The 24,822-nt window shown below is 37.0% G+C and carries 26 protein-coding genes; 6 read left to right on the forward strand and 20 right to left on the reverse strand.

Annotated elements, in window-relative coordinates; translation table 11 throughout:
* Positions 1-21 precede the first annotated feature (21 nt).
* The gene (locus OPF91_RS12860) at positions 22-159 is read right to left on the reverse strand and encodes an Lmo0850 family protein (RefSeq protein WP_166672133.1); all 138 of its coding nucleotides are present in this window, start codon (positions 157-159) and stop codon (positions 22-24) included.
* A 256-nt stretch (positions 160-415) separates the two neighbouring features.
* Between OPF91_RS12860 and OPF91_RS12865 the strand changes: the two genes are divergently transcribed.
* Together OPF91_RS12865 and cls are read left to right on the forward strand one after the other, a co-directional pair.
* Complete coding sequence (locus tag OPF91_RS12865; RefSeq protein WP_264989181.1) at positions 416-1,576, forward strand: MFS transporter; 1,161 nt, start codon at positions 416-418, stop codon at positions 1,574-1,576.
* A gap of 70 nt (positions 1,577-1,646) precedes the next feature.
* Positions 1,647-3,104, forward strand: a complete 1,458-nt coding sequence (gene cls / locus OPF91_RS12870) for a cardiolipin synthase (RefSeq protein WP_264989182.1) — start codon at positions 1,647-1,649, stop codon at positions 3,102-3,104.
* A 360-nt stretch (positions 3,105-3,464) separates the two neighbouring features.
* Here the strand turns inward: cls and OPF91_RS12875 are convergent, their stop codons facing one another.
* From OPF91_RS12875 to OPF91_RS12890, 4 genes are all read right to left on the reverse strand, one after another.
* Entirely contained in the window at positions 3,465-4,235 is a 771-nt protein-coding gene (locus OPF91_RS12875) for a M15 family metallopeptidase (protein WP_264989184.1), read from the reverse strand.
* Between the two features lie 78 nt (positions 4,236-4,313).
* On the reverse strand, positions 4,314-4,562 hold the full coding sequence (locus OPF91_RS12880) for a hypothetical protein (RefSeq protein ID WP_264989185.1): 249 nt from the start codon (positions 4,560-4,562) through the stop codon (positions 4,314-4,316).
* 78 nt (positions 4,563-4,640) lie between these two features.
* On the reverse strand, positions 4,641-5,402 hold the full coding sequence (gene yidC / locus OPF91_RS12885) for a membrane protein insertase YidC (RefSeq protein WP_264989187.1): 762 nt from the start codon (positions 5,400-5,402) through the stop codon (positions 4,641-4,643).
* A 194-nt stretch (positions 5,403-5,596) separates the two neighbouring features.
* Positions 5,597-6,391 carry a helix-turn-helix transcriptional regulator gene (locus tag OPF91_RS12890; RefSeq protein ID WP_264989188.1) on the reverse strand — a complete coding sequence of 265 codons (795 nt, stop codon included), beginning with the start codon at positions 6,389-6,391 and terminating at the stop codon, positions 5,597-5,599.
* 740 nt (positions 6,392-7,131) lie between these two features.
* Here OPF91_RS12890 and OPF91_RS12895 point away from each other — a divergent pair.
* The 3 genes from OPF91_RS12895 to OPF91_RS12905 all read left to right on the forward strand — a co-directional run bounded on the left by OPF91_RS12895 (position 7,132) and on the right by OPF91_RS12905 (position 11,139).
* Entirely contained in the window at positions 7,132-7,782 is a 651-nt protein-coding gene (locus tag OPF91_RS12895) for a LytTR family DNA-binding domain-containing protein (RefSeq protein ID WP_264989189.1), read from the forward strand.
* Positions 7,783-8,026: 244 nt separating this feature from the next.
* Positions 8,027-9,169: an MFS transporter gene (locus tag OPF91_RS12900; RefSeq protein ID WP_264989190.1), complete on the forward strand. Its 1,143-nt coding sequence runs from the start codon at positions 8,027-8,029 to the stop codon at positions 9,167-9,169.
* A 230-nt stretch (positions 9,170-9,399) separates the two neighbouring features.
* Positions 9,400-11,139 (forward strand): methyl-accepting chemotaxis protein, encoded by a 1,740-nt coding sequence (locus OPF91_RS12905; protein ID WP_264989191.1) that lies wholly within the window; start codon positions 9,400-9,402, stop codon positions 11,137-11,139.
* Positions 11,140-11,192: 53 nt separating this feature from the next.
* On the opposite strand, the gene OPF91_RS12910 is transcribed toward OPF91_RS12905, so the two are convergent.
* The 15 genes from OPF91_RS12910 to OPF91_RS12980 all read right to left on the reverse strand — a co-directional run bounded on the left by OPF91_RS12910 (position 11,193) and on the right by OPF91_RS12980 (position 24,180).
* Positions 11,193-11,978: a TPM domain-containing protein gene (locus OPF91_RS12910; protein WP_264989192.1), complete on the reverse strand. Its 786-nt coding sequence runs from the start codon at positions 11,976-11,978 to the stop codon at positions 11,193-11,195.
* A gap of 14 nt (positions 11,979-11,992) precedes the next feature.
* Positions 11,993-12,532: a LemA family protein gene (locus OPF91_RS12915; RefSeq protein WP_264989194.1), complete on the reverse strand. Its 540-nt coding sequence runs from the start codon at positions 12,530-12,532 to the stop codon at positions 11,993-11,995.
* A gap of 106 nt (positions 12,533-12,638) precedes the next feature.
* Positions 12,639-12,920, reverse strand: a complete 282-nt coding sequence (locus OPF91_RS12920; RefSeq protein ID WP_264989195.1) for a YbyB family protein — start codon at positions 12,918-12,920, stop codon at positions 12,639-12,641.
* A 77-nt stretch (positions 12,921-12,997) separates the two neighbouring features.
* On the reverse strand, positions 12,998-13,441 hold the full coding sequence (locus tag OPF91_RS12925; protein ID WP_264989196.1) for a GNAT family N-acetyltransferase: 444 nt from the start codon (positions 13,439-13,441) through the stop codon (positions 12,998-13,000).
* A 271-nt stretch (positions 13,442-13,712) separates the two neighbouring features.
* On the reverse strand, positions 13,713-13,994 hold the full coding sequence (locus tag OPF91_RS12930; RefSeq protein ID WP_264989197.1) for a GNAT family N-acetyltransferase: 282 nt from the start codon (positions 13,992-13,994) through the stop codon (positions 13,713-13,715).
* A 94-nt stretch (positions 13,995-14,088) separates the two neighbouring features.
* On the reverse strand, positions 14,089-15,003 hold the full coding sequence (locus OPF91_RS12935; protein WP_264989198.1) for a DUF1002 domain-containing protein: 915 nt from the start codon (positions 15,001-15,003) through the stop codon (positions 14,089-14,091).
* 82 nt (positions 15,004-15,085) lie between these two features.
* Positions 15,086-15,943 carry a CvfB family protein gene (locus OPF91_RS12940; protein WP_264989199.1) on the reverse strand — a complete coding sequence of 286 codons (858 nt, stop codon included), beginning with the start codon at positions 15,941-15,943 and terminating at the stop codon, positions 15,086-15,088.
* Positions 15,940-16,353, reverse strand: coding sequence for a transcriptional regulator MntR (gene mntR / locus OPF91_RS12945; protein ID WP_264989200.1), 414 nt, complete (start codon positions 16,351-16,353; stop codon positions 15,940-15,942). The genes OPF91_RS12940 and mntR overlap by 4 nt, the downstream gene beginning before the upstream one ends.
* A gap of 106 nt (positions 16,354-16,459) precedes the next feature.
* Positions 16,460-16,756, reverse strand: a complete 297-nt coding sequence (locus OPF91_RS12950) for a late competence development ComFB family protein (protein WP_264989202.1) — start codon at positions 16,754-16,756, stop codon at positions 16,460-16,462.
* An 89-nt stretch (positions 16,757-16,845) separates the two neighbouring features.
* Positions 16,846-18,954 (reverse strand): heavy metal translocating P-type ATPase, encoded by a 2,109-nt coding sequence (locus tag OPF91_RS12955; protein WP_264989204.1) that lies wholly within the window; start codon positions 18,952-18,954, stop codon positions 16,846-16,848.
* A complete protein-coding gene (locus OPF91_RS12960; RefSeq protein WP_264989206.1) occupies positions 18,929-19,306 on the reverse strand; it encodes an ArsR/SmtB family transcription factor in 378 nt (125 codons plus the stop codon). The genes OPF91_RS12955 and OPF91_RS12960 overlap by 26 nt, the downstream gene beginning before the upstream one ends.
* 142 nt (positions 19,307-19,448) lie before the next feature.
* Positions 19,449-21,812, reverse strand: a complete 2,364-nt coding sequence (locus tag OPF91_RS12965) for a penicillin acylase family protein (protein ID WP_264989207.1) — start codon at positions 21,810-21,812, stop codon at positions 19,449-19,451.
* Positions 21,813-22,012: 200 nt separating this feature from the next.
* Complete coding sequence (locus OPF91_RS12970; protein WP_264989209.1) at positions 22,013-22,774, reverse strand: exodeoxyribonuclease III; 762 nt, start codon at positions 22,772-22,774, stop codon at positions 22,013-22,015.
* 72 nt (positions 22,775-22,846) lie between these two features.
* Complete coding sequence (gene murB, locus OPF91_RS12975; protein ID WP_264989210.1) at positions 22,847-23,764, reverse strand: UDP-N-acetylmuramate dehydrogenase; 918 nt, start codon at positions 23,762-23,764, stop codon at positions 22,847-22,849.
* A 110-nt stretch (positions 23,765-23,874) separates the two neighbouring features.
* Positions 23,875-24,180 carry a winged helix-turn-helix transcriptional regulator gene (locus OPF91_RS12980; RefSeq protein WP_264989212.1) on the reverse strand — a complete coding sequence of 102 codons (306 nt, stop codon included), beginning with the start codon at positions 24,178-24,180 and terminating at the stop codon, positions 23,875-23,877.
* Positions 24,181-24,446: 266 nt separating this feature from the next.
* Here OPF91_RS12980 and OPF91_RS12985 point away from each other — a divergent pair, with 266 nt between their 5' ends.
* A complete protein-coding gene (locus OPF91_RS12985; RefSeq protein ID WP_264989214.1) occupies positions 24,447-24,818 on the forward strand; it encodes a DUF2500 domain-containing protein in 372 nt (123 codons plus the stop codon).
* The last annotated feature ends 4 nt before the right edge of the window (positions 24,819-24,822 follow it).

Here is a 24,822-nt window from a genome sequence, read left to right on the forward strand (position 1 = left end):
CCCTTTTCTATTGTAAATGAGTTAAGCTTGAACTTGCGGTGTTTGCGTTGGTGGTGTGAGCACTTTTAAAAGTTCAAGTCGAGACTTCGTTACAGTAGCTGTCACACCCAACTTCGATAAATTCGAAACAATTTTTTTCAAATCTACTTCTTTTTTCATACATTCCACCTCAATCTTTCCTCATAAATATATAACGTGAGTTTGCAAAAAAAGTTTCATTTTTTTCTTGCATAAATAGTCTGTCCATTTATTTCCTTCTTAATCATACCATTTATCACCCCTTTTTAATTTTTCATTTTTGTTACAATGTAAAATTTTTAATCATCCATTTGACAAAATTGCTTCCTTGTAATGGTAGGTTGAAGAAAGGTAGAATGAATATACATTGACTATTGGATGAAAGCAGGTACTTTTCATGAAAAAAGAAATTTTATTATTACTATCCGTCCAATTCCTCGTCTATTTAGGTTTTGGCATTATTATTCCTGTTTTACCTGAAGTAATCGTGCAACAGCATTGGTCTGATTTACACGTTGGAGGATTATTGACCGTTTACTCACTCGCTAGCTTCTTTACAGCTCCATTTTGGGGAATGCTCTCTGATAAAATCGGGCGTAAACAGCTCATTTTAACAGGGTTAATCGGTTTTTGCTTGAGCTTTGTTATATTCTCTTTATTTATCAACAATCTAGTGATTTTATATATTTCACGCATTGTTGGTGGTCTTTTTTCAGGTGCACTTTATACAGCAATAACAGGGTATATTAGTGATATATCTAGTGAGGAAGAACGCAATAAATATATGGGACTGATGGGTATGTCAGTTGGACTTGGCTTTATTTTCGGTCCAGCACTCGGTGGTATGTTAGGACATTATAGCTTACAACTACCATTTATCACTTCAGCTATATTACTTGCCCTTCTATTTATTTATGCAAGTTTTATCATAAAAGAACCTGTTAAACAAAATAATAATCATAAACGTGCTATCATTCCAAAAGGGGCAAATAATCTATTACACTATCGTGTTCGTTATTTATTTATCTTTTCTTTTCTAGTGACATTTATGTTAGCAGGTGTTGAATCTACCTTCCAGCTATTCCAAATTGATCGCATTCAAATTACACCATTGCAGATTGGTTACTTATTTATGTTCAGTGGATTTGTTGATGCTGCTATTCAAGGGGGCGTTGTTAGACGTATCAAAAATGGCACAGAAACTACTTGGTTGATTGCTGCACAAATTGCTACGGCTCTTGGTATGATACTCTTTACACTAACTTCAAGTTTATGGATGGCAGGCTTGGCATTGTGTGTTTTCACAGCGGGTAATGCACTTGCACGAACGTGTGTCGTTTCACTATCATCCAAAGAATCAGGCGGACAGTATGGCGTAGCTGCTGGTTTATCTTACTCAATGGATAGCTTAGGTCGCATTATCGGTCCACTTTTCTTTACATGGCTATTTACCATGCAGGAAACCTTAGGCTATTTTACTTCAGCCTCAATCGCTATTGGTTCAATCGCTTTAATTTTTATCTTTAAAGCGTCCCAAAAATCTTTCCGAATTAGTTAATGGAACTTCACCTTCTTTTTATTAATCAAGTGCATTATACTAAATATATTATAGAGGTAGGTGGATAAAGGTGAATATTTTTACAGAAATAGAATACTTAGTACCATTAACTTTATTTTTTAACATTTTAGCAGCCATGACGATTATTTTCTTAGAGCGTAAAGACCCTACTTCTACATGGGCTTGGATTCTCGTATTATTTTTTCTACCTGTAGTGGGTTTCGTTTTATATTTACTCATTGGTCGACAGCTACGAAAAAAGCACTTATTCCGTTGGGAAGGACGCAAAGATATTGGGATTGATACACTTATTAATTACCAAATCGATGCCATTCGAGATGACACGTTTGAATTTCGAATAGAGAATGCTGAACATTATAAAGAACTGATTTACATGCACCTCAAAACAAATAACGCTATCTTAACGCAAGACAATGCCATTACTATTTTTGATGATGGTGCACAAAAATTTGAAAAACTGATACATGATATTGAAGCAGCGAAAGATCATATCCATATTCAATATTATATTTTCCGATTAGATGGCTTAGGCTTACGCATTGTTAATCAACTCATTAAAAAGGCAAAACAAGGTGTAAAAGTGCGCCTATTATACGATGAAATGGGTTCACGCAATGTGAAAAGACGTCATTTTAAGGAATTGCTTGATGCAGGTGGCGAGGTGGAAATATTTTTCCCATCTGTTTTACCACTACTAAATCCGCGTTTAAATTTTAGAAATCACCGAAAAATTGCCGTCATTGACGGTCGGGTTGGTTATATCGGTGGCTTTAATGTTGGAGATGAATATTTAGGCTTGAAAAAGAAGTTCGGCTATTGGCGAGACACGCATTTACGTATAGAAGGAAGTGCTGTCCATCCATTACAAACTCGCTTTTTATTAGACTGGAACCAAGCCTGCGCACATCAAAAAATGGGCTATTCTGATCGCTATTTTCCTGCTATTCCTCAAAAAGGAGAGGTTGGCTTACAAATTGTTTCAAGTGGACCTGACTCTGATTGGGAGCAAATCAAAATTGGTTATTTAAAATTAATCAACATGGCAAAAAAATACATTTATATTCAAACGCCTTATTTTATACCAGATGCTAGTTTTTTAGAGGCATTAAAAATTGCCACACTATCAGGTATTGATGTACGTATTATGATTCCAAATAAACCTGACCATCTCTTTGTTTATTGGGCTACCTATTCCTATGTAGGACAATTACTACGTGCAGGGGCGAAAGTATACATTTATGAAAAAGGTTTTATCCATGCAAAAGCACTTGTAATTGACGATGAAGCAGCTTCAGTAGGTACAGCTAACCTTGATGTGCGTAGCTTTAGCTTGAATTTTGAGGTGAATGCGTTTATTTACGATCCGATGGTTTCTCATCAGCTTGCTGAACTATTTGAAAAGGATATTTTCGATTGCACGGAGCTGACATTGGAAATGTATCAAAATCGCTCATCCCTTATTAAATTCAAAGAATCCATTTCACGTTTACTAACACCTGTATTATAAAAATAAAGTCGGTTTACACTCATATGGGTGCAAACCGACTTTATTATTATCTTGATTCAGCAAATGTTTTCTTGTAGCGAAAGCGAAGCGTCAGCAACAAGGAGGGGATGAATGCCAGTTTTTATGCCATTCAGTGGGTGTCTCCAAACGCCCACTGAATCAAGATAAAAGCCCCAGCGGATGTACCTGACGCTAACGCTTTCGGTACAGCAAAACATTGTTACAGATTTTGAAGAGGAGCTTTCGAGTGAACTCGAAAAAATCTGAACGCAATCACGCTGGGGCGTAATTGATTAAAAAGATATTTTGGCAAAGGGAGGGGTAATCCCAGCCTCATAAGCCGTTTTTCTATGAATAGTTTTATTTCACACCTAAATATTCTTCGAGTGTACTATTTTGTTGCTTAATCTCTTTCGCTACTTCTACACCAACATAGCGGTAATGCCAAGATTCATACATATACCCTGTAATTTGCTCTTTATTTTGAGGGAATCTTAAAATAAAACCATAGTCTTGTGCATGAGCAAATAGCCATTGACCTGCTGGTGTTTCACCAAAGGCTTCTGTTAGCCACACATCCTCATGACCACGTTCTCCTATATCAAAAGCAAGACCTGTTTGATGTTCAGAATAGCCTGGACGTGCACTGTAACGATCTGCTGCCGCCTGACCGTCACGCTTCACATAATTATTATATAGTGTCTCTTGGTATTCATATGACCGATAACCACTAAATGCCACTAAATCAAATCCTTGTTGTTTTGCAGCCACAAGCATTTTCTCTAATGCTTGCCCTGCCTCAGCATTTTGCCCTGGTGCAAATGTTGGGGGTAGTGGATATACTTTATTTGCCAACAAAATATCATTAATATATGTTGGCTCTTTGGGTAATGTTTGATTTGGTAAATAACCATTCGCATCTGGCTGCTCTGTTGGCTCTACAGGTGGTTCGGTCTTAGGTGTCTCTTTTTCTATTGTGACACTCTCTTCATTTTCAATTGGTGTCTCCTGCTGTTTGTCAGACACCTCATTCACTTGCATACGTTTGTCATTATAGACAATAAAAATAGCAGCAATTAGTGCAATAGAAATAATCGCACCAATAATAAGTAATAAACGATTATTTTTCACGGTAGTAACCTCTCCAATAATAGTAAACAATTAGTATTTCATTATTAAAATAGACGATTGTTTCTTATGTCGTGTTCCTTAACTTGTGACAACAATAAATAAGACGATGATTGAGGAAATAGCAAAAAAGATAGCCATGTATTTCATCCATTTCGCCTCTTTTAGATACCCTTGTTCATGAAAGCTTCTAGCGCGAAAGCCATTTGATAATGCAAACATAATTGTCATCGCTAACACTGCAAAATTAAAGTATCCCATGATAATCAAAATAAGTGCTGCAATACTAAAAAGCCCTACTAAAATAGATGACAACCATTTTATGTTCATAATGAACTACCTCCTAAAAAAGTCGAGGCGTTATAGATGCCCCGACTTTCATATCTTTTCATAATTAGTATCCAAAGTCTATTTGTCGACTTTTTCTGGATGCTCTGAATAATATCTTCGACCAATATACGTTTGAAGAATAAGTAGTATCCCGCCAACAGACCAATACAGTGGCAATGCTGCCATGGATGTCATCGAAATAAAGACGATCATAATTGGTGAAATATAGATAAACATTTTCATCTGTGCTTTTTGCTGCTCTGGCACTGTCCACAGCGATACTCTTGCTTGTACTAAATACACAATCCCCGCAATGATTGTCATTACAATATCAGGTGAACCTAAGCTAAACCATAAAAATTCATGCGCTTTGACATCTGCTGAATATAAAATAGAGAAATATAATCCCATAATAATCGGCATTTGAATTAACATCGGTAAGCAACCCATATTGAGTGGATTAATGCCATGTTTTTTATATAATGCCATCATTTCTTGCTGATGTTGCATTTGCTCTTCTTTCGTTTTAGCTTCTTTCATTTTCTTTTGAACAACTTCCAGCTCAGGCTTGAAGGCATCCATTTTTGACTTCATCATCTGCTGCTGACGATAGTTTTTCAGCATAATTGGCATCAATACTAGACGAATTAATACCGTGATTGCAATAATTGCCAATCCATAGCTTCCTGCAAAAATATCGTGTCCAAAAAACTCCAACAAAAATTCCATAGGTTTAACAAAAATACTATAGAAAAAACCTTCTTTATTTTCTACTGACTGACAGCCACTCAACAACACAGTAGCAATTGCCAACAATGAAAATAGCTTCACATTTTTCATTTTTCCACCTACTATTATTTATCAACTCACGATAGGCAACGACATTCACTTATTTAGAGTTGTCAACTAAGATGAAGTATACATGATAGTATCCTTGTTTTTCAATCGACAAGCGCTCTAAATTCACAATTTGCCTAATGTCAACATGTAAAAAAGATGTACAGCCTTATATGTGTACACCTTTTTACAGACAACTATATAGTAGTCGCAGATGATTCATTCATTTCAAAACGATAAAAATCATAGTGTAATTCATCTCTAAAATGTTTAGGTGTCACACCTGTATACTTTTTAAAAATTCTCGTAAAATAGCTTTGATTACAAAAGTGAAATTGATTTGAAATAGATGTAATACTTTTATTTGTATGTCGTAAATAATATTGCGACTCCTCTACTCGTCGAATGTTCAAGTATTCTACTAAGGTAATGCCAACATGCTCTTTAAAAATACGCGACAAATGACTCGTACTAATTTGGAAGTTGTTTGCAATATTTTCGACGGTTAAATCACTTTCAAGCTCATCATTTATGTACATAATGACTTTATTGACTGTTTGATGACGGAAAGTAGGTTGTTTACGGTCGGCAATAAAATAAATGAAAAAATCAATTAAATCATCTGCAAATTGTAAAAACTCTGCATCCTTCATTTGGTTTTCAATCATATCTTGACAAGCAATATTAAAAGCAAATGCTTTTTTTGTTGGAACTTGATTATCCAACATTTTGCGCGCAATCAGCGATGTCAGAATAGTGAAATATTGTCTAACTGCTTTAATCACTTGTTTACCAAAGCGTATGGATAGTATATCGATTAATTCATGTAAAGATTTTTTTGCCTTTACATGTTCTAAATGATAAATTTCAAATATTAATTTTGACTCAATATTAAAAAATTCCTCTACCCCTACATATTGATTTATATTATCAATCTCTTGAAAGTACCTTTTTGACATCGTTTCTGACATAGAATGTTGATGTAATTGCATAACCTTCCCCATCTTTCTTCAGATTGCACGAATTATATTTTGTAAAAATCGACATCAATCAGTTGTATTTATCTGTTTTACTTTAGCATGATTGTACCTTGCTCTCCGACATGTATATCTTCAACTCAAGGACTTTCGCTAAAATATGATTGGAATTATAATATGCCCTAATTTGAAAATCTGCCATCGCTCTAGAAGTTTAATACTGAGTCAACGCATACTATATTCCATAATAATCAAATTTTTAAGTATATATTTCTATTTTAGACAAAACAAAAGCCCTCCATTCATAAATGAAGGTAAATTCACTTTGCATACACTTATGAAAATATCCCTGTGGCTAACTATTTATGTAACTAAATAGTTCATCAATATTCAATACAATAAATTATACTATTTAGTGAATAGTACCATATTCTGCGATTTTCTTTCAACCACATTTTGTCCAATATTCTAGTTCTTTTTTATCACATATACACAGTGGAAATGTTACTAACTAACTTTTGAATATTCAATTTCTCAAAAATATTCTTTTTCAGTGACCTTTGACCTAATATAAAAGTAAATAATTTGGAATTAATTAGATATCTTGATTTTCTTTGTAAGGGTTTTTTTCCTTTTTAAGTTAAAAAGACGTTTTTTAGCTGAATTATTCTAAAATCTTCTCTATATAATTTATGTGAATCTGTAGTAGAATAAATGATAATATTATTTAAAAAGTTTATGATGAGGTGTTTTTAGTGGATCCAAAACAAATAGAAGAAATCATGGAGCTTATTAAGGAATTTTTCCCCGAAAATACGTCCATTGCGATTTCTGACACGAATGAATACTTATATTACCAACCGAGTAAAAAAATCGATTTAAAAATTCAACCTGGTGACCCAATCAAAGATGGCTCTGCTGCTCATCAAGCCATTAATTATGGACACAAAATAAGCACTTATATTGATCCTGAAGTATTCGGTGTAGCTTACTATGGCATGAGTATTCCCCTGATTGAGGAAGGTGAAATAAAAGGGGCCATCACTGCTGTTCTTCCCCAAAAACCATCAGCGTTTTTAACAAACTATATTACCATTAAAGTCGATGATTGCTGGTATCCAATTAAACACGACCAAGTCATTTATCTTGAAACACAGCTACGTAAAACATTTGTTAAATCACGAACTCGTGAAGGCTATCATCGTTTAAATCTGAGTGATCTTGAATTATTTTTATCACCTGAATCATTCATCCGCTGTCACCGTTCATATATTGTGAACATTGACTATATTGATGAAATTCAGCCAGATTCTCACTCTACATTTTTACTTATTATGAAGGACGGCACACGCATTCCTGTAAGTCAACGATATGCTAGTTACTTCCGTCGTTCCCTTGGCTTCTAGCTCAAATTCCCTAATGAACATGGTTCGTTGGGGAATTTTTTCTTATTAAAAATGCCGATTTCCGCTCATTTTCCTTACGTTTCTTCACTTTGATCCCCCCTCTACAAAGCCTTTTCTTGGCATACGCATCTTGCAAAATACAAAAGGAGGAAAAACTAGTTTTTTGAGAATGTCTATCAATTAGGCGTTCTTTTTTTGTTGAAAATGATATAATGAAGGAGCACTTTGGCAAAATGGAGGAGCTATGAAAAAATTTATTTATCTTATTATATTCTTTTCTTTCTTTGATTTATTTACACAATTACCTGTTATGAGTACATATGCCAAGTCGTTAGGAGCCTCTGCATTTGCAACAGGATTGGCAGTGGGAATGTATTCTCTCTCTAATACATTTGGCAATATTATTTCTGGGTTTTTAACTGACCGTAGAGGCCCTTTTATTATTCTACTTACAGGTCTAATTACTACAGGCATCTCATTGTTACTCTATAATTGGGTAACATCCCCTACTTTACTATTATGCGTTCGCTTTATACATGGTCTATTCGCTGGGCTTATCGTTCCAGCGGCCTTCACATTTTTAGCAAATGCAACAGAGCAAGAAAAACGTGGGAAAGGTAGTGCTATCTCAGGTGCATTTGTTGGGATTGCTGCAATTGTTGGTCCTGCCTTTAGTGGCATTTTAGCAAGTCGTACAAGCGTACCATTTGTCTTTAATATTACAGCTAGCTGTATTGGCTTGTTAGGTATTTTAACTTTCTTTCTTTTAAAGTCAACTCAATTTAAAAGAACAAAATCTACAGCTAATGTATATGTACCTGTTCGTGTATTTTTCTATAACCCAGGTATCTTAAAGTCTTTTACAGGGGCATTCTTTTTAATGTTTTCACAGGGGGTTATCGCCTATTTATTACCACTAAAAGTACAAGCTTTAGGATTTGATTCTCGCCTTAGTGGTACATTAATGAGTGTCTTTGGTATCGTAGCCGTACTTGTCTTTCTATTACCAACAAATCGTATTTTCGATAAAGTGGCTCCAATTAAAACATTATCTATAGGAATTGGCTTAATGGGCATTAGTCAGCTTATCATTAGTCAGGCAAATTCAAGCACTTTCCTTTACTTAGCCATGGTTTGCTATGGAATTGGCTTTGGTTTCTTATTCCCATCACTTAATTCATTGTTAATTGACTCGACTACTACTGAGATTCGTGGTAAGGCATATGGTTACTTTTATGCCTTCTTTTCATTAGGTGTCGTATTTGGCTCATCATTACTCGGCTGGCTTTCTTTAGGTGTAGTTGGTGGCTTTATTTTTACAGGTATCGTGCTCTTACTATTTGCGAGCGTTATTTTACTGCCGAATAAAAAGACTGTATTAAGCTAAGATTATGAAAAAAGTCGATTTATACCAAAATTTTTGGTGTAAATCGATTTTTTTGAGGCAATTCTTCTTTCAATATACTTCCTTATCCATTAGATATACATTTAATTTTCAGAAAATTATGATATACTATTTTATACGTGTTGACTATGAAAAGAGGAGTTGCAAGCTACTAAAAAGATAATCAACATACATAATTACCATTACATCTATTTAAAGGCTGCGTGAAAACTATGAATTCTATTAAAACCAAATTGATTGTTGTATCAATACTGCTTTTAACCATCCCTATTATTGTACTCGGTTTTTTTAGTTATCAAAAAAGCTCGTCTAGTTTATCCGAATTAGGAGAGACGAACTTAAAAAACAGTGTTGTCATGACCATCGAATTAATTGAGTCATTAAATGAATCAGTAGAGCATGGTGATTTGACACTAGAAGAAGCTCAAGAAAGGGTAAAGGAAGCTATTCTAGGGGAGAAAAATAGTGATGGCACACGTCCAATCAATAAAAATCTCAACTTAGGCGACAATGGGTATATGTTTGTTGTAGACGATGCTGGTATTGAAGTGGCACACCCTTTTATTGAAGGGGAAAATGTTTGGGAGTCTGTTGACGCTAATGGCGTACATTCAACACAAGAAATTATTAAAACAGCCAATGAAGGTGGCGGTTTCATTTATTTCAATTGGCCATTAAACAATGACAAAGACAAAATTGAAGCAAAAGTTGCTTACTCAGAAAAAGATCCACACTGGGGTTGGGTTGTTGTAGCTGGTACTTATATGATGGATTTCAATAAGCCTGCTGATGCGATTTTATTTAATATCTTTATTATTGCTGGTATTACTTTAGTGATTGGTATTTCTGTTATTTGGATTTTTGCTAATAATATTTCAAAGCCAATTAACTTAATCTCGAAGCGAATGAATTTACTAGCAGCGGGTGATTTGACAACGGATGAAATTACGACTAAATCAAATGATGAAATTGGAAAATTGGCTGGTTCCATGAATCATATGCAAGGCCGACTAAAAGAGCTCGTAACAAATGTTTCGCATGCATCCGAAAAAATGACGAAACAGAGTACAGAGCTGACACAATCTGCTCATGAAGTGAAATCAGGCTCAGAGCAAGTTGCTATTACTATGCAGGAGTTGGCTTCTGGTTCAGAAAAACAAGCAGATAGTGCAAGCGAATTATTAATGGCCATGCAAGGCTTTACGAGAGAGGTCGCAATGGCAAATGAAACCGGCGGACTGATTCATGCATCGTCTGGTAAAGTATTAGAGATGACGAATGAAGGCAATCAATCCATGAAGGTATCTAAACAACAAATGGAGAAAATTGACCATATTGTGAAAGATACAGTTGATAAAGTAAAAGGGTTAGATACGCAGTCTCAAGAAATTTCTAAATTAGTCATTGTCATTAAAAATATTGCAGATCAGACTAATCTTTTAGCACTAAATGCAGCAATTGAAGCTGCAAGAGCAGGCGAACATGGTAAAGGCTTTGCGATTGTTGCAGATGAAGTAAGAAAGCTAGCTGAACAAGTATCTGATTCTGTCTTAGACATTACGAAAATTGTAACGAATGTCCAAAGTGAATCAAGTAGTGTAGTAAAATCACTGTTGGATGGCTATCACGAGGTAGAAGAAGGGACACATCAAATCGAGGCTACTGGTGAGCAATTTAATGGTATTAATCAAGCTGTCACAGAGATGGTCAACAATATTAATGCAGTCACTGAAAAACTAGCTACTATTGCTGAGAATAGTCAAAAAATGAATAGCTCCATTGAAGATATTGCCGCTATATCAGAGGAATCTGCTGCGGGTATCGAAGAAACATCCGCCTCCTCGCAACAAACGAGTGCTGCTATGGAGGAAGTTGCCCAAAGCTCAAATGATTTAGCTCAATTAGCAGTATCATTAAACACTTTAGTAAATGAATTTAAAATTGAATCGTAATGAAAAGGTGTTGGAAAGCAAGTATTTGCTAGCTTTCCAACACCTTACTTTTACTACCAGTCTCGATCTGCCCCGCCACCGCCAGATGAGCCTCCACCACCTGACGATGAGTCATGGCTCGAATGATGATTAGAATAGTCATGATAATCACTAGAGGATTTTTTGCCTTTTTTCCAACCACCTGTAAATAAAGAAATAATCGGATTGATGATAAACGCATATAGCGCAAATAAAGCGCTTAAAACAGCAGTAAGCCCGATTAATAAAAATAAAGGAAATGTCAGCCATTCGGAAAGTCCCCAATTTTGAAAATCCCAATTCTTAGCAGGGAGTTCACTCGCTCCAGCATATTCACCTTCCACAGCCTGAATTAATGTATCGAACGTATCCATGATCGCTTTATTCGGCTTACCATCTTTTAGAGCAGGAATGGTATAATCATCTAAAATTCTTCCTGCTATACCATCTGTAATCGTGCCCTCTAAGCCATAGCCTACTTCAATACGTGCTTTACGATCCTCCATTGCTAATACGAGTAAGATGCCATTGTTTTGCTCCTTGTCTCCAATACCATATTGTCGAAAAGCTTCATTAGCATAGTCGGCAATCGCTTGTCCTTCTGTTGTCTGCACAGTTAAGACGACAATTTGAGCAGATGTATTCTTTTCAAGCTCTTTTGCCTTGCTTATTAATTCAGTCTCTTCCTTATCTGTTAAAACATCTGCAAAATCTTGTACATAGATGTCTCCAACAGGTGCTGGTGCTGCATCCACTACAGCCTGTCCTATAATGGAAAATAATACACAAACAAATAGTAGCAAAAACCACTTTTTCTTCATCATGTTCCCCTCCATTATTGTTCTTCTGCTGTAAAGTAGTGCTTTTCATCGAGCCCCATCATACTGGCAAAAATAAAGCCTGGAAACCGTTTAATTTTTTTATTGTACATCGCAACCTGCTCATTATAATCTTTACGTGCCACAGCAATACGATTTTCCGTTCCCGCTAGCTCATCCATTAGCTGTGTATACTGTGTGTTAGCCTTTAAGTCTGGATAATTTTCAACAATCACTAATAATTTACCTAATGCTGTTGTTAGCTCTGCATCAGCTCTTGCGGCATCTTCAGCGGTTTTAGCATCTACCAATTTTTCACGGGACGTAGTAATTGTTAAAATCGCTTCTTTTTCATATGCTGCATATTCTTGCACCGTCTGAACTAAAGTTGGAATTAAATCCAGTTTTCTTTGTAGCTGATTATCAATTTGTGCATAGGATTTACTTACCTCCTCCTCGGTATCTATCAAACTATTATAATTTGATAAAATAGCAAGCAATACAACAATCACAATAATAATAGCTATAACTCCTGTTATTAGCTTATTTTTCGACATGACCTCATCCCCTTTCCTTTTTTCTATCATACTTGCGAAACTAAGTTATTACTATAGCGCACAAAAAAAAAGAGGGATGAGTATTCCCTCTGTTATCTATATTTTGTTACTCTTTCTCGTGAATATGTTTGTTGTAAAAATGAACTCCTGTGTGTCCGCCACCTTCTGCAACCATTTCATTAGAAGCCATTTTTGCAGGAGATGTACCTGCCTCTGTTGCCACTTCTGTTGTAATACGCTCTGCCACTCTTTTGTCCATTATTGGTTTCTCTGTTTGAAGGTATTGCTGTACAACACTCAAGACTTTATCACGATTTTCCTTTTTGCTAAAATAGGATGCTGCCAACCATGTTAGTCCTGCAATTACAATGCCTTTTCCTTTTGCCATTCTTCTATTCCTCCTATAAATATCGAGCATCTATGTATACTAGCATTACCCTATTTACAGAAGATTAAACGTAATTACTATCCTTCATACAGCATATCGATATGAGGAATACCATCATAATCATAGACATCTGACACTTGTTGAAAGCCAAAAGCGCGGTAAAAATCGAGCAAATAGGCTTGTGCCTCAATGAAAATTTTCTGATTTGACCATTCCTTCTCGATTGTATCAATTGCAAGCTGGACCAATTCTTTACCAAGACCTGTACCTCGAGCTTCTGGGCTTATGATGACACGACCAAACGAAGCCATTTCCACTTTTTCACCTGGTGGCAGTATACGTGCATATGCTACCAGCTTATCCTCCTTCACATAGGACAAATGTAAGGCTTGTTGGTCATGATTGTCCAAGTCCTCATAGTAGCATTGTTGTTCTACAATAAAAACTTTCTCACGTAGCTGTAAAATGCGGTAAAGCTCATTCTTTGTTAAATCATCGTACGTTTGAATTTTCCATGTCATGCGATTCACTCCTTTATTCCTTTCATTGTACACGATGCAGATGATTAAAAAACAGAAAATTAGGGAAATATAATAGAAAGGAGCGTGGTTATAATGAAAAATTTAGACTTTATGTATGATTGGCTTGATGTTGTTGCTTTAGCAAGTGGTGCATGCTTATGTACAATGATTATTTATAGTGTTAGCCTACTATAAGGAGCGATGTTGTGATGTCTGAGGAGCAGTAAAGGCAATCCACTTGTTTAAAGTAAACGAGCGGATTGCCTTCTTTTTATTGTTTTACATCGTCATAAGCATTTGATTTTTCAAAGACAGCTACGACATAGGAGCATACTGCCTGCATTTTATAGCCATGCTCACGTGCATATGTGGCCGCTTGATCTAATAGCTTTTTAGCCACACCTTGACCACGAAGTGTATCGGAAACATATGTGTGATCCATTACCATAACATTCCCTTGTTGCTGCCATGTAATTTCCGCTAGTTTTTCACCATCGTGCACATAAATAAAACCAAATTGACCCTCTGCTAACTGCTGCAATTGAAATTCCATCTATCATCACTCCCTTTTTCTTCATAGTAGCATATTTTATGCTTGTCATAGCAATATAAAAGCCACCCATTTTTTTACAGGTGGCTTTCACTATTTAATTAAACCATGATGCTACAGAGTCCTTTAAATTAGAGAAAAAGTTTTTCACGCTTGCCCAAAAACCTTTATCCTCCATCAAAGCACCAAACTTTTCTTGCAATGTGTTACTAATATCATTCAATTGCTCAGACCATTTACTAAAATCAATATTCAGTTTACTAATTTTGTCCATCAAATCAACCAATAATTGACGGTCCTTCTCACTTAAATTAATTTCAAGTTTGCTCAATTGGTCTTGCACAATTTGCTCTACATCTTCTCTCGTTGCAGGTTTTAATTCTGCAATTTGCTTTTTAATTTCTGTTAACAGCTCTGCTACTTTGGCATCATCCACACCTGCTGATTCAGCAAGTGTTGTAGCAACTGACAATTCCTCATTTGCCACATCTGTACGCTCAGTATCTAATTTCTCACCTGTTGTAACCTCATATGCCTTATAGATACCGACCAATGCCGAATGTCCTGTTACAGCCTTTGGTGCAGCAACCTGTACTGTCGCATCTTCAATACCCGCTGTCAGCATCGCATTGGCATACATTTCAGATGTTACTTGTGTAATATTAGATGGTGTAACAATTTCAATGACTAAGCCCTGCCCCTTCTCTTTACGTGTAATTTTCGCTGAAGAATACATACGAGAGCTTGCATTACTATCTTTAATATATTTAACTAAATCCTCACCAGCTACTGTGATTTCTTCGATTTCAGGCTCATCATTCACTTTTAATGATTTTTTAACGGATTCCTTTTCTGCTTCCGATAAATTAGCGCCGTACACAACGATTGGCACACCTAATTTTTCGTCAATCGCCTTTGGTGGTGTGTTGTCCGCTGCATAACTTGTGGCAGGTGCTAAAATACCAAACGTCAGCAATGTAGCAACCATCATTTTCATCCATATCTTTTTCAAATTGTATACCCTCCTTCAATGAATAGTACGAAAAAATGACGAGAAAGTTTCACTAGTCATTCTCGCCATTTGCATATGTCCATTAAATTTGCTCTGTCCAACCATTTTGCTGCTTGATTTTACCCGCTTTCATTAATGTCCCTAATGCACGTTTAAAAGCTGCTTTACTCATATGGAACATTTCTTGAATTTCATCTGGAGAAGATTTATCGCCAAATGGCATTTTGCCTCCTACCTCTTGCAAGTAATTTAAAATTTGCTGTGCATCATTTGAAAGGCGCTCATGCTTTCTTGGTAATAAAGAGCCATTCATTGAGCCATCATCTTTCACATCAATAATACGCACCACAACATCTTGTCCAAGTCGTGGCTCTTCTTGACGTTCTGATTCATGAACAAAGATACGGTAAGGCACTTCCACACCAAGTAAAAACGTACCAACAGGTAGTAAACGATATGGTCTTGCTGTAATATTTTGGTTGTGCATCTCTTCAAATGCCCCCTCATACAGCTCTGAAATTTTTTCCTCTGTTGCTAAACGTCCAAATAATTCACCATTTCGATCTGTACGCAATGTCATAAATAGATGGTCACCTTGCGCAGGCCATACTTCCTTGATGGCAGGTAAATCCTCAGCCTTTACTAATACCTCACGTGATGTACCAATATCAACATATGCTCCTTCATGTGCAACAACCCGCAACACACGTGCCCAGCCATATTCTCCTTGTGCAAACGTTGGAATAGCTGTTGTTGCTGCTAAATCTCCTCGACGATCCACAAATAAAAATACCTGAAGGCGATCCCCTATTGCCAATGGTTCCGTGATTTCTGAGGCATTTAGTGGTAGCTCATCGATACCATTCGTTAAAATCCATTTCGATGCTTGTTGTTCTAAAACGGTTAATGTGACAACCTCACCTGATTTTAATTCGCTCATAATAACTCCTTTTTCACTTCTAATTTTTTTATAATATCAGGATTTTCTTCCATTACTTGTACAAGGTCTGCAATACGATCAATGGAATTCCAACTTAAATGATGCTCAATACCTTCAACATCCTCATAAATACGCTCTTCATCTACACCAATGATTCGCAAAAACTGCTCTAATAGCTCGTGACGTTGCACAAGACGCTTCCCTAATTTTTCGCCTTTAGGTGTCAATGTTAAGCCACGGTATTTTTCATACACTAAATAACCATCTTTATCTAATTTTTGCACCATTTTTGTAACAGAAGAAGGAAGAACAGATAATGCTTCCGCAATGTCAGACACTCGGGCATATCCTTTATGGGCGATTAATAAATATATTTGTTCGATATGATCCTCCATACTAGGTGTTGGCATATCCTGTTCCCTCTCTTTCCTTTTCTTACTCTTTAGTTTACTACAAGCAAGCCCGAAAAGTTAACTGAAAATACGCATTGCCCTTTATCTAAAAAAGAAGCCAACTTTATGGAGTTGGCTTCTCATCATGACGAGGATGTTTATTTACTACATGTAATGCACGAATAATCTCTCTGTTAATGTTCTCGATATGCGCAGGTGTATTCATAACACGAAATGCCTCGTCGCGAGCACTCATTGTTGTTACATATTTTGCTGGCAATGCGTTTAATGCAAGAGCGACCGTATCTAACTCACAAATTTCACACTTACAAAATGTTTGATATTCAGGCCCTCTTAATAAAAAAGCCACTAATCCACGTACAATTTCCTCTGTAACATTTATTAATATACGATCTGACATATATAATTTCTCGCCTCGACTAATTTTGATTATGTCTATCATAACGTTGATAAAAAATCTTTGCAAGAACCATCATTCAATCGTACAAATTATTCACCATTTCTAGCTTTCATCAGTCGCAATGAATTAAAAACGACCAATAAAGTTGCGCCCATATCTGCAAAAATCGCAATCCATAGTGTTAACCACCCTGGTATTACCAGCAATAACGCAATAAGTTTCAAAATTAGAGCAAAGGTAATATTTTCTTTTATAATCGTTAATGTTTTTCTGCTTAATGCCATTGTGTATGGAAGCTTTGTTAAATCATCACCCATAAGTGCAATATCAGCTGTTTCGAGTGCCGCATCTGTTCCAGCACCACCCATCGCAATACCGATGTTCGCTGTCGCTAACGCAGGTGCATCATTCACACCATCGCCAACCATCGCTACAGCTCCAAAAGTTGTTCGTAATTCTTTAATAGCTGCTAATTTATCTTGAGGCAATAAATTGGCACGTACATCTGTCATATTTAATGATTTGGCAATTGCATATGCTGTTGGTTGTGCATCACCTGTTAACATGACCGTATGCTTTACCTTTAAGGATTGTAGAACATGCTTACTTTCCTGACGCACTTGATCTGCAATACCAATGACACCAATAAATTGGTCATTTCTTGCTACAGCAACTACCGTTTTTCCTTGTGTTTGTAAGAGCTGCACCTGTTCCTGCATTTCATCATCGACAGCTACCAATGAAGCAATCCACTTTAAACTTCCAACATAAATCGTTTGCCCTTCAACAACTGCATAGGCACCTTTACCTGTAACTGATTGGAAATCTGTAGGCGTAAGCTCTAATAACTCTCTCTCATGCAAAGCTTTCACAATTGCTTTTGCCAGTGGATGTTGTGATTGCTTTTCCACTGCTGCGACTTGTTGTAACACTTCATCCTCTGATAACGCTGTGATAATATCCGTTACAGCAGGCTGCCCTTCTGTCAATGTACCTGTTTTATCGAAAGCAATAACATCAATATGCCCTAGTTGCTCTAAATGAATACCACCTTTAATGAGCACGCCCTGCCTTGCTGCATTCCCTATTGCTGTCACAATCGCTACAGGCGTTGAGACAACCAATGCACATGGACAGCCCACAACAAGTACTGCTAAGCCTTGATAAATCCAATGCTGCCAATCCCCTACAAATAACGGTGGTACGATGGCAACAAGCAAAGCAACGAGCATAATAGCTGGTGTATAGTATTTTGCAAAGCGGTCTACAAATTGCTGTGAAGGTGCTTTTTCTGCCTGTGCTTCTTCTACAAGATGGACAATTTTTGCGATTGTTGTATCTTCCACATGCTTTGTGACGCGTACTTCTAATGCACCTTCCTCATTCAATGTTCCTGCATATACTTCATCACCAATTGTTTTATTAACAGGAATGGACTCTCCTGTAATTGCTGCTTGATTCACAGCAGACAGACCACTAACCACAATACCATCCATAGCAATTTTCTGTCCTGGTTTGACAATTAAAATATCATCAATTTGAATTTCTTCTGTTGGAAGCTCCATCTCATGATAATGCTCACCATGCGCTCTTTTAATTGTTGCTGTTGGCGGTGCAATATCCATAAGTTGACGAATAGATTGACGAGCTTTATCCATGGAATAAGCTTCTAATGCCTCACTCACTGCGAATAAAAAGACGACAACAGCCGCTTCTTCCCATTCTCCGATAATGGCTGCACCGATAATCGCAATGGTCATTAATGTTTTCATATCGAATTCAAGACGTGCAAGATTGCGGAAGCCTGTTTTGAAAATACCAACTCCACCAACAATAATGGCTATGACAAACAAGCCAATCGTCATAATATCTTCTTCACCACGCAAGGATTGCATGACATAACCAAGTATGACAAATAGTAAAGAAATACCCGCTAAAATATTTTCTTTTTTCTGATAAAAAGGCGTTGATTTTTCTAGTGTTCGTGTCTGTGATTGTGATACTTTGATACCATCGAAAGCGCCTGCTTCTTCAATTTGAGTAACACTAATATCACCGACAACTGTAATTTTAGAAGCACCAAAATTGACTTGTGCATCTTGCACGCTCGGAATAGCCTTCACATTTTTTTCAAATTTTGCTGCACAGCTTGCACATGATAAATTTTGTAATCTATACTCCTGCTTGGACGTTGTCATCAGCAATCCCTTCCTTCACATGTTCATAGGCAATCGTCACAATTTGATAAACGTGCTCATCTGCTAGGGCATAATACATTTGCTTGCCTTTGCGCTGTGATTTGGCTAACTGATGGTCCTTTAAATAACGTAAATGATGGGATGCTGTTGCCACCGATGCACCAATAATTTCTGCCACATCACACACACATAATTCCTCTTCTACTGTTAAGGCGTAGGCAATTTTAAGCCTTGTTTCATCTGATAATGCCTTTAAAAATTTAGCCACACCTGCTAAATCAGGCATTTGCTGCTGCACATTCGTTACTGCATCTTCATGAACCTGTGTTAGTTCGCAAATTTCTTGTGCCATATCTTCACCTCATTCAAATATTCGTTTGATTGTCTTTACTATAACATATTCAAATAAGCATTTGAATGTTAAAGTTTATTGCCTATTCATAAACAGTAAAAAACCATTCAACATGATTTCTCAATGTGAATGGTTTTATCTATTATTGTGCCTTCAAATGTAATGTTTCACCTTTAATCGCTTCTTTTTGGGTAAATGTTTGATGATAGTCACCATTTGCCCAATCTGTTACCTGATCTTGATACCAAGTTGACTTAACATGACCACTTTGCCCTGGTCCTACAATATGATAAGCCGAGCTTAAATCACCTACATCTACCACGAAACGCCAAGAAGCACCATGGTCAACATTGCCATCTAAATCATTCGCCGCAGCCTGTACAGTCACTTTCGAGCCGCCAATCGGCACTTTTTTTGCATTAAAGTAAGCAGCTAAAATAGGGGATGCACTACCTAATGAATGGTCGAATGTAAGTTGATGGAAATCACCCCATTGCCACTTCGCAACCTTTTTGCCGAACTGTTCCTCTATTTGGGCAATCGTCAGCTCAAATGCTTTGTAGACAGTCGCATCGACTCCACCTTGCTCCTCTAGCCATACACTTTTACCACCTGCATAGGCTGTACGCAAAAGCTGGTCTGTAATATTAAATTTACCATCCATTAATTTGTACATATCCTCAGGCATTTGCTCTTTAAACAACACTTCCTGTAGCTTGACCATTAAAACATGGAATACTAATGGTGCTCCTGCCTCTTTTGCATCCACCATATCCCAGTCCTCTAACAACTTCACCACATCTGTATACTTACCATCCGCATCCTGTGCCTTGATAGATTGAATTAAATCAGGTAAAAACTCCTGTGCATACAAATTGTGCTGATCCATTTGCAATTGCATCATGTCTTCTACTGTTATCGAATCATTTGCTTCTAGCACTTCCTTAATGCGGTCAAAGCGATATGATTGTGCCCAAAAATCGGTAATATGATATGGGTATTCATCGCCAATGACTTCATTATTTGCCGTAGCAATAAAGCCCTCTTTTGGATTGACAACGGTTGGTAGCTCATTCCAAGGAATAAATCCTTCCCAGCCATACTCACTTGAATCACCTGGTACTGGTAACTGTCCGTCCCCTTGCTTACGAATTGGAATTTGCCCATTCGCTTTATAAGCAATCGTGCCATCCTTTGAGGCAAAGACAAAGTTTTGAGCTGGTGCTTTAAAATCCTCTAAAGCCTTTTCAAACTCAGTCCAAGATGTCGCTTTATTAAAGCCCAGCACCGCACGTAGCTCCGCTGTTGATTGTAGTGCCGTCCATTGCATTGAAAATTGTGCGGATGGCTCTGTATCTGTAAAGGCTAAATCCGTCATAATTGGGCCATGTCGTGTTACTAGAACTTGAAAATCGACCGTCTCGCCATCCTTTACCTTAATTGGCTCATTACGTACCTCTGCGTCCTCCCATTTTCCATCATAACGGAACTGTGTTGGGTTTTCTGGGTTTGGTATTTCAATATATAAATCCTGCACATCTGGTCCAACATTTGTTACACCCCATGCGATTTCATCATTATGCCCTAAAATAATTCCTGGAATTCCAGCAAAAATAACACCGCTTACATTTTGTTCTGGCGATTGCAAGTGCATTTGATACCAAATAGACGGTGTACTTAACCCTAAATGTGGATCATCTGCTAAAATCGGTGTACCATTTTTTGTCTTGCTACCTGCGACAACCCAGTTATTACTACCGTTAAATTCATTTGGCAATAAATCAGCATCAAATTGTCCTTCCACCGCAACCGGATTTTCTTTATTCGCTGCAATAATCGACGCTGCATTTTCAGGATATTTAATAAATAATTCCTTTGCTTTTTCCTCACCAAAATTTTGTAAAGCCCAGTGACGAAAAGCTAATGTATTCCAATGGCCACCTAAATCATATGCCATATATTTTCCAATAGTTAATGAATCAATGACTGTCCATTCCTCTGGTTCATAGCCTAACAATGTAAATTCATAGCTTAATGTATTATTTGCCTTCGCTTGCTCGATAAAAGCATTTACACCTTCTGCATACCACTCTAGCACCTGTCGAGTTTCATCATCATACGCCGATAATGATTTTTCAGCCGCATCACGTAAGCTAAATGTGCGGAAGTTTTTATCTGTTTTAATCGTTGCCTCTCCAATAATTTCAGATAAGCGACCGCTTGCCTGTCTTCTCGCTAAATCCATCTGGAATAATCGGTCCTGTGCCTGTACATAGCCCTGTGCACGGTATAAATCAGCATCACTTTTCGCAAAAATATGTGGAACCCCTTTGTCATCTCGTGTGACAGTCACATCCTGCTCTAACATATTCAATGCAAGTTCTCCATCAGTCACTGGCTTTGATTTATTCATAAACCAAGTAAAGCCACCAAACGCAATGAGTACAAGCATCGCTAAAATGCCTGTTAAGACTAACAGCCATTTTTTCCACTTTATTTTTCTCATATTTCAATCCCCCTCTCTGCAATATATTCTCGTATATGTAGCTAAAATCCTTTAAAATTTAGCAAATCATGTCGATTGCCTATAAAATTTTGTCACTTTACTATAAAAACCGTACTCTCTACGAATACGGTTTCACATAATAAACATCTGTCGATTGCCTACGAAGTTTTGTCGAATACCTACGAAGTCATGTCGATTGTCTACGAACCCTTTCTCAATTGTAGTTCAATCGGACAATGGTCACTACCCATAATATGTGGATGGATGGTAGCCACATCAATTTGCTCCTTCAAGCGCTCTGACACAATAAAATAATCAATACGCCAGCCAATATTGCGCTCACGTACTTTATTCATATAAGACCACCATGTATAATGATCTGTTGCATCTGGCTGTTGATAGCGGAATGTATCCACAAAACCACTCGCTAATAGCTCTGTCATTTTTGCACGCTCTTCATATGTAAAGCCAGAGTTACCAATATTTGATTTTGCATTTTTTATATCTATTTCTTCATGTGCCACATTCAAATCACCGCAATAAACAACTGGCTTTTTCGCATCTAGCTCTTGCAAATAAAGTGCTAAACGTTCCTCCCACTGTAAGCGTAAAGGTAGTCGTGCTAAATCACGCTGCGCATTCGGCGTATAGACATTTACTAAATAAAAATGCTCATACTCTAACGTAATAATTCTGCCCTCCTCCTGCGAGGAATCCTCACCAACACCATAATGAACCGTCATTGGTTTATGCTTCGTAAAAATCGCTGTGCCTGAATAGCCCTTTTTCTGTGCATAATTCCAATATTGCTCATATCCCTCCAGCGCTAACTCCACTTGTCCAGCCTGACACTTCGTCTCTTGAATACAGAAAAAATCAGCATCCATTTGCTCAAAAAAATCTAAAAAACCTTTTTTCACACAAGCTCGAATACCATTAACATTCCACGAAATAAACTTCATCTGTTCACTACTCCTTAAAAAACGCCCCTCGCCAGTGCGAAGAGCGTAATCTTTGATTTCTGTTGGAAAAAACTAAACTAAATCATCACCAACGATTTTTACTTCTGGCTCTAAATCAATACCAAACTTCTCTTTCACTACACGTTGTACCATTTGAATTGTAGCGATATAGTCAGTAGCTGTTGCATGACCTTTATTAATAATAAAGCCCGCATGCTTCATCGATACCTCAGCACCACCTACACCTTTTCCTTGCAGCTCACTATCTTGAATCAGCTTCCCTGCAAAATAGCCTGGTGGTCGCTTAAAGACACTACCTGCTGACGGATATTCAAGAGGTTGTTTAGATTGACGCTGAAATGTAAAATCAGCAATTTTAGCATCAATCTCTTGCTGTACACCTTTTGTTAATTGAAATTCTGATGATAGTACATAATAGCCTTGTTTCGCAATAATACTTTGACGATAACCAAGCTCTAGCTCCTCTTTCGACAAAGTTACAACCTCTCCCTCTTTAGTAATCACTTTAGAGGAGATAATAATATCCTTAATTTCTCCACCATAGGCTCCTGCATTCATTGCCATCGCTCCACCGATAGAACCAGGAATACCACAAGCAAATTCTAAACCTGCTAAAGAGTTCGTAGCAGCTTGTTTTGATACTTCAATCAGCAATGCCCCACTTTGTGCATATACATGATCACCTGTAATACGAATTTCATCTAACCGTGCAAATGTCACGACAATGCCTCGCAAGCCGCCATCACGCACAATCATGTTGGAGCCATTTCCTAACATTAATAAAGGGATATTATGTTCATTGGCATAGCGAATAACGGTTACTGCCTCTTCCTCCGTTTCAGGAAAGACAAAAAGATCCGCTTTGCCACCTAGTTTCGTCATTGTATATTGAGATAGTAATTCATCTAATTTAATATTAGCTGGATTTATACTTTGCGCTAAATCCTTTGCCCATTGTTCTTTTGTCATAAAAAGCTAATTCCTTTCTTACGTCTTCTCACTCTACAATAGTATGGGTTCAGAAACGCAATTTGACAAGTAAAATAATTAATTATACTTTGGTGTCATTACGTTTAGCGTTACAACCAATTTGTAGCCCATGATTCAATATGACGAATAGCTTCTTCTAATGATTGACCTTTCTCTGTTAATGAATATTCCACACGCACAGGAACTTCTGAATACACATTACGCTCCACCAAGCCTTCTTTTTCTAACTCCTTTAAACGCTCCGATAATAAACGACCACTAACAGGTAATGCCGATTCAATGGCATTAAAGCGCTGTGGTCCCTCTAATAATTGATATAAAATGAGTCCTGTCCATCGTTTTCCGATTAAATCCATCGCTTTTGCTAAACGGGGACATAGCATATTTTCAGTCATAAATTTCACCTCTTCTTCCTTTATTATAAGGATTATTACTGGCAAAGTAAATTTTGAGTAACTTATTTACGATTATATATTAGGTTATTAATTATAACTGAAATATGAAATATATCATGTATTAAAAGGTTATGCTATTGCCTCTCTTAATATGCCGAACCTTAGTCTATAACACTATGGAACATAGGTGATATACTTATAAAGGATGACATGGATATTCAGGTAAATTCTGAAATATATCCTTTATTATCAAAAGGAGGGGTTAGATGTTCTTTCTTCATGATGATCCAAGTTTTGCTTCTATCTTCATTACCATTATTTTCTTTATTGTGTTTGGGAGTATTGCGTTTGCTCTTATTAGCAGTATTAGTCAGTGGACAAAAAACAATAAAGAGCCTGTCTTAACAGTGCCTGCAAAAATTGTAACAAAGCGCTCCAATACACGTGGTGGCTCAGGTGATTCTAGCGCCCATACGACTTACTATGTAACCTTTGAAGTGCAAAGTGGTGATCGCTTAGAATTAAAAATGGCTGGTACTGATTATGGGCAATTAGCAGAGGGTGACTTTGGTTTACTCACATTCCAAGGCACACGCTATCATCAATTTGAACGACAAAAAAAGGAGAGTGCGATTTAATCGT

The organism is Lysinibacillus piscis (genome assembly GCF_026012395.1).
Taxonomy (GTDB): domain Bacteria; phylum Bacillota; class Bacilli; order Bacillales_A; family Planococcaceae; genus Lysinibacillus; species Lysinibacillus piscis.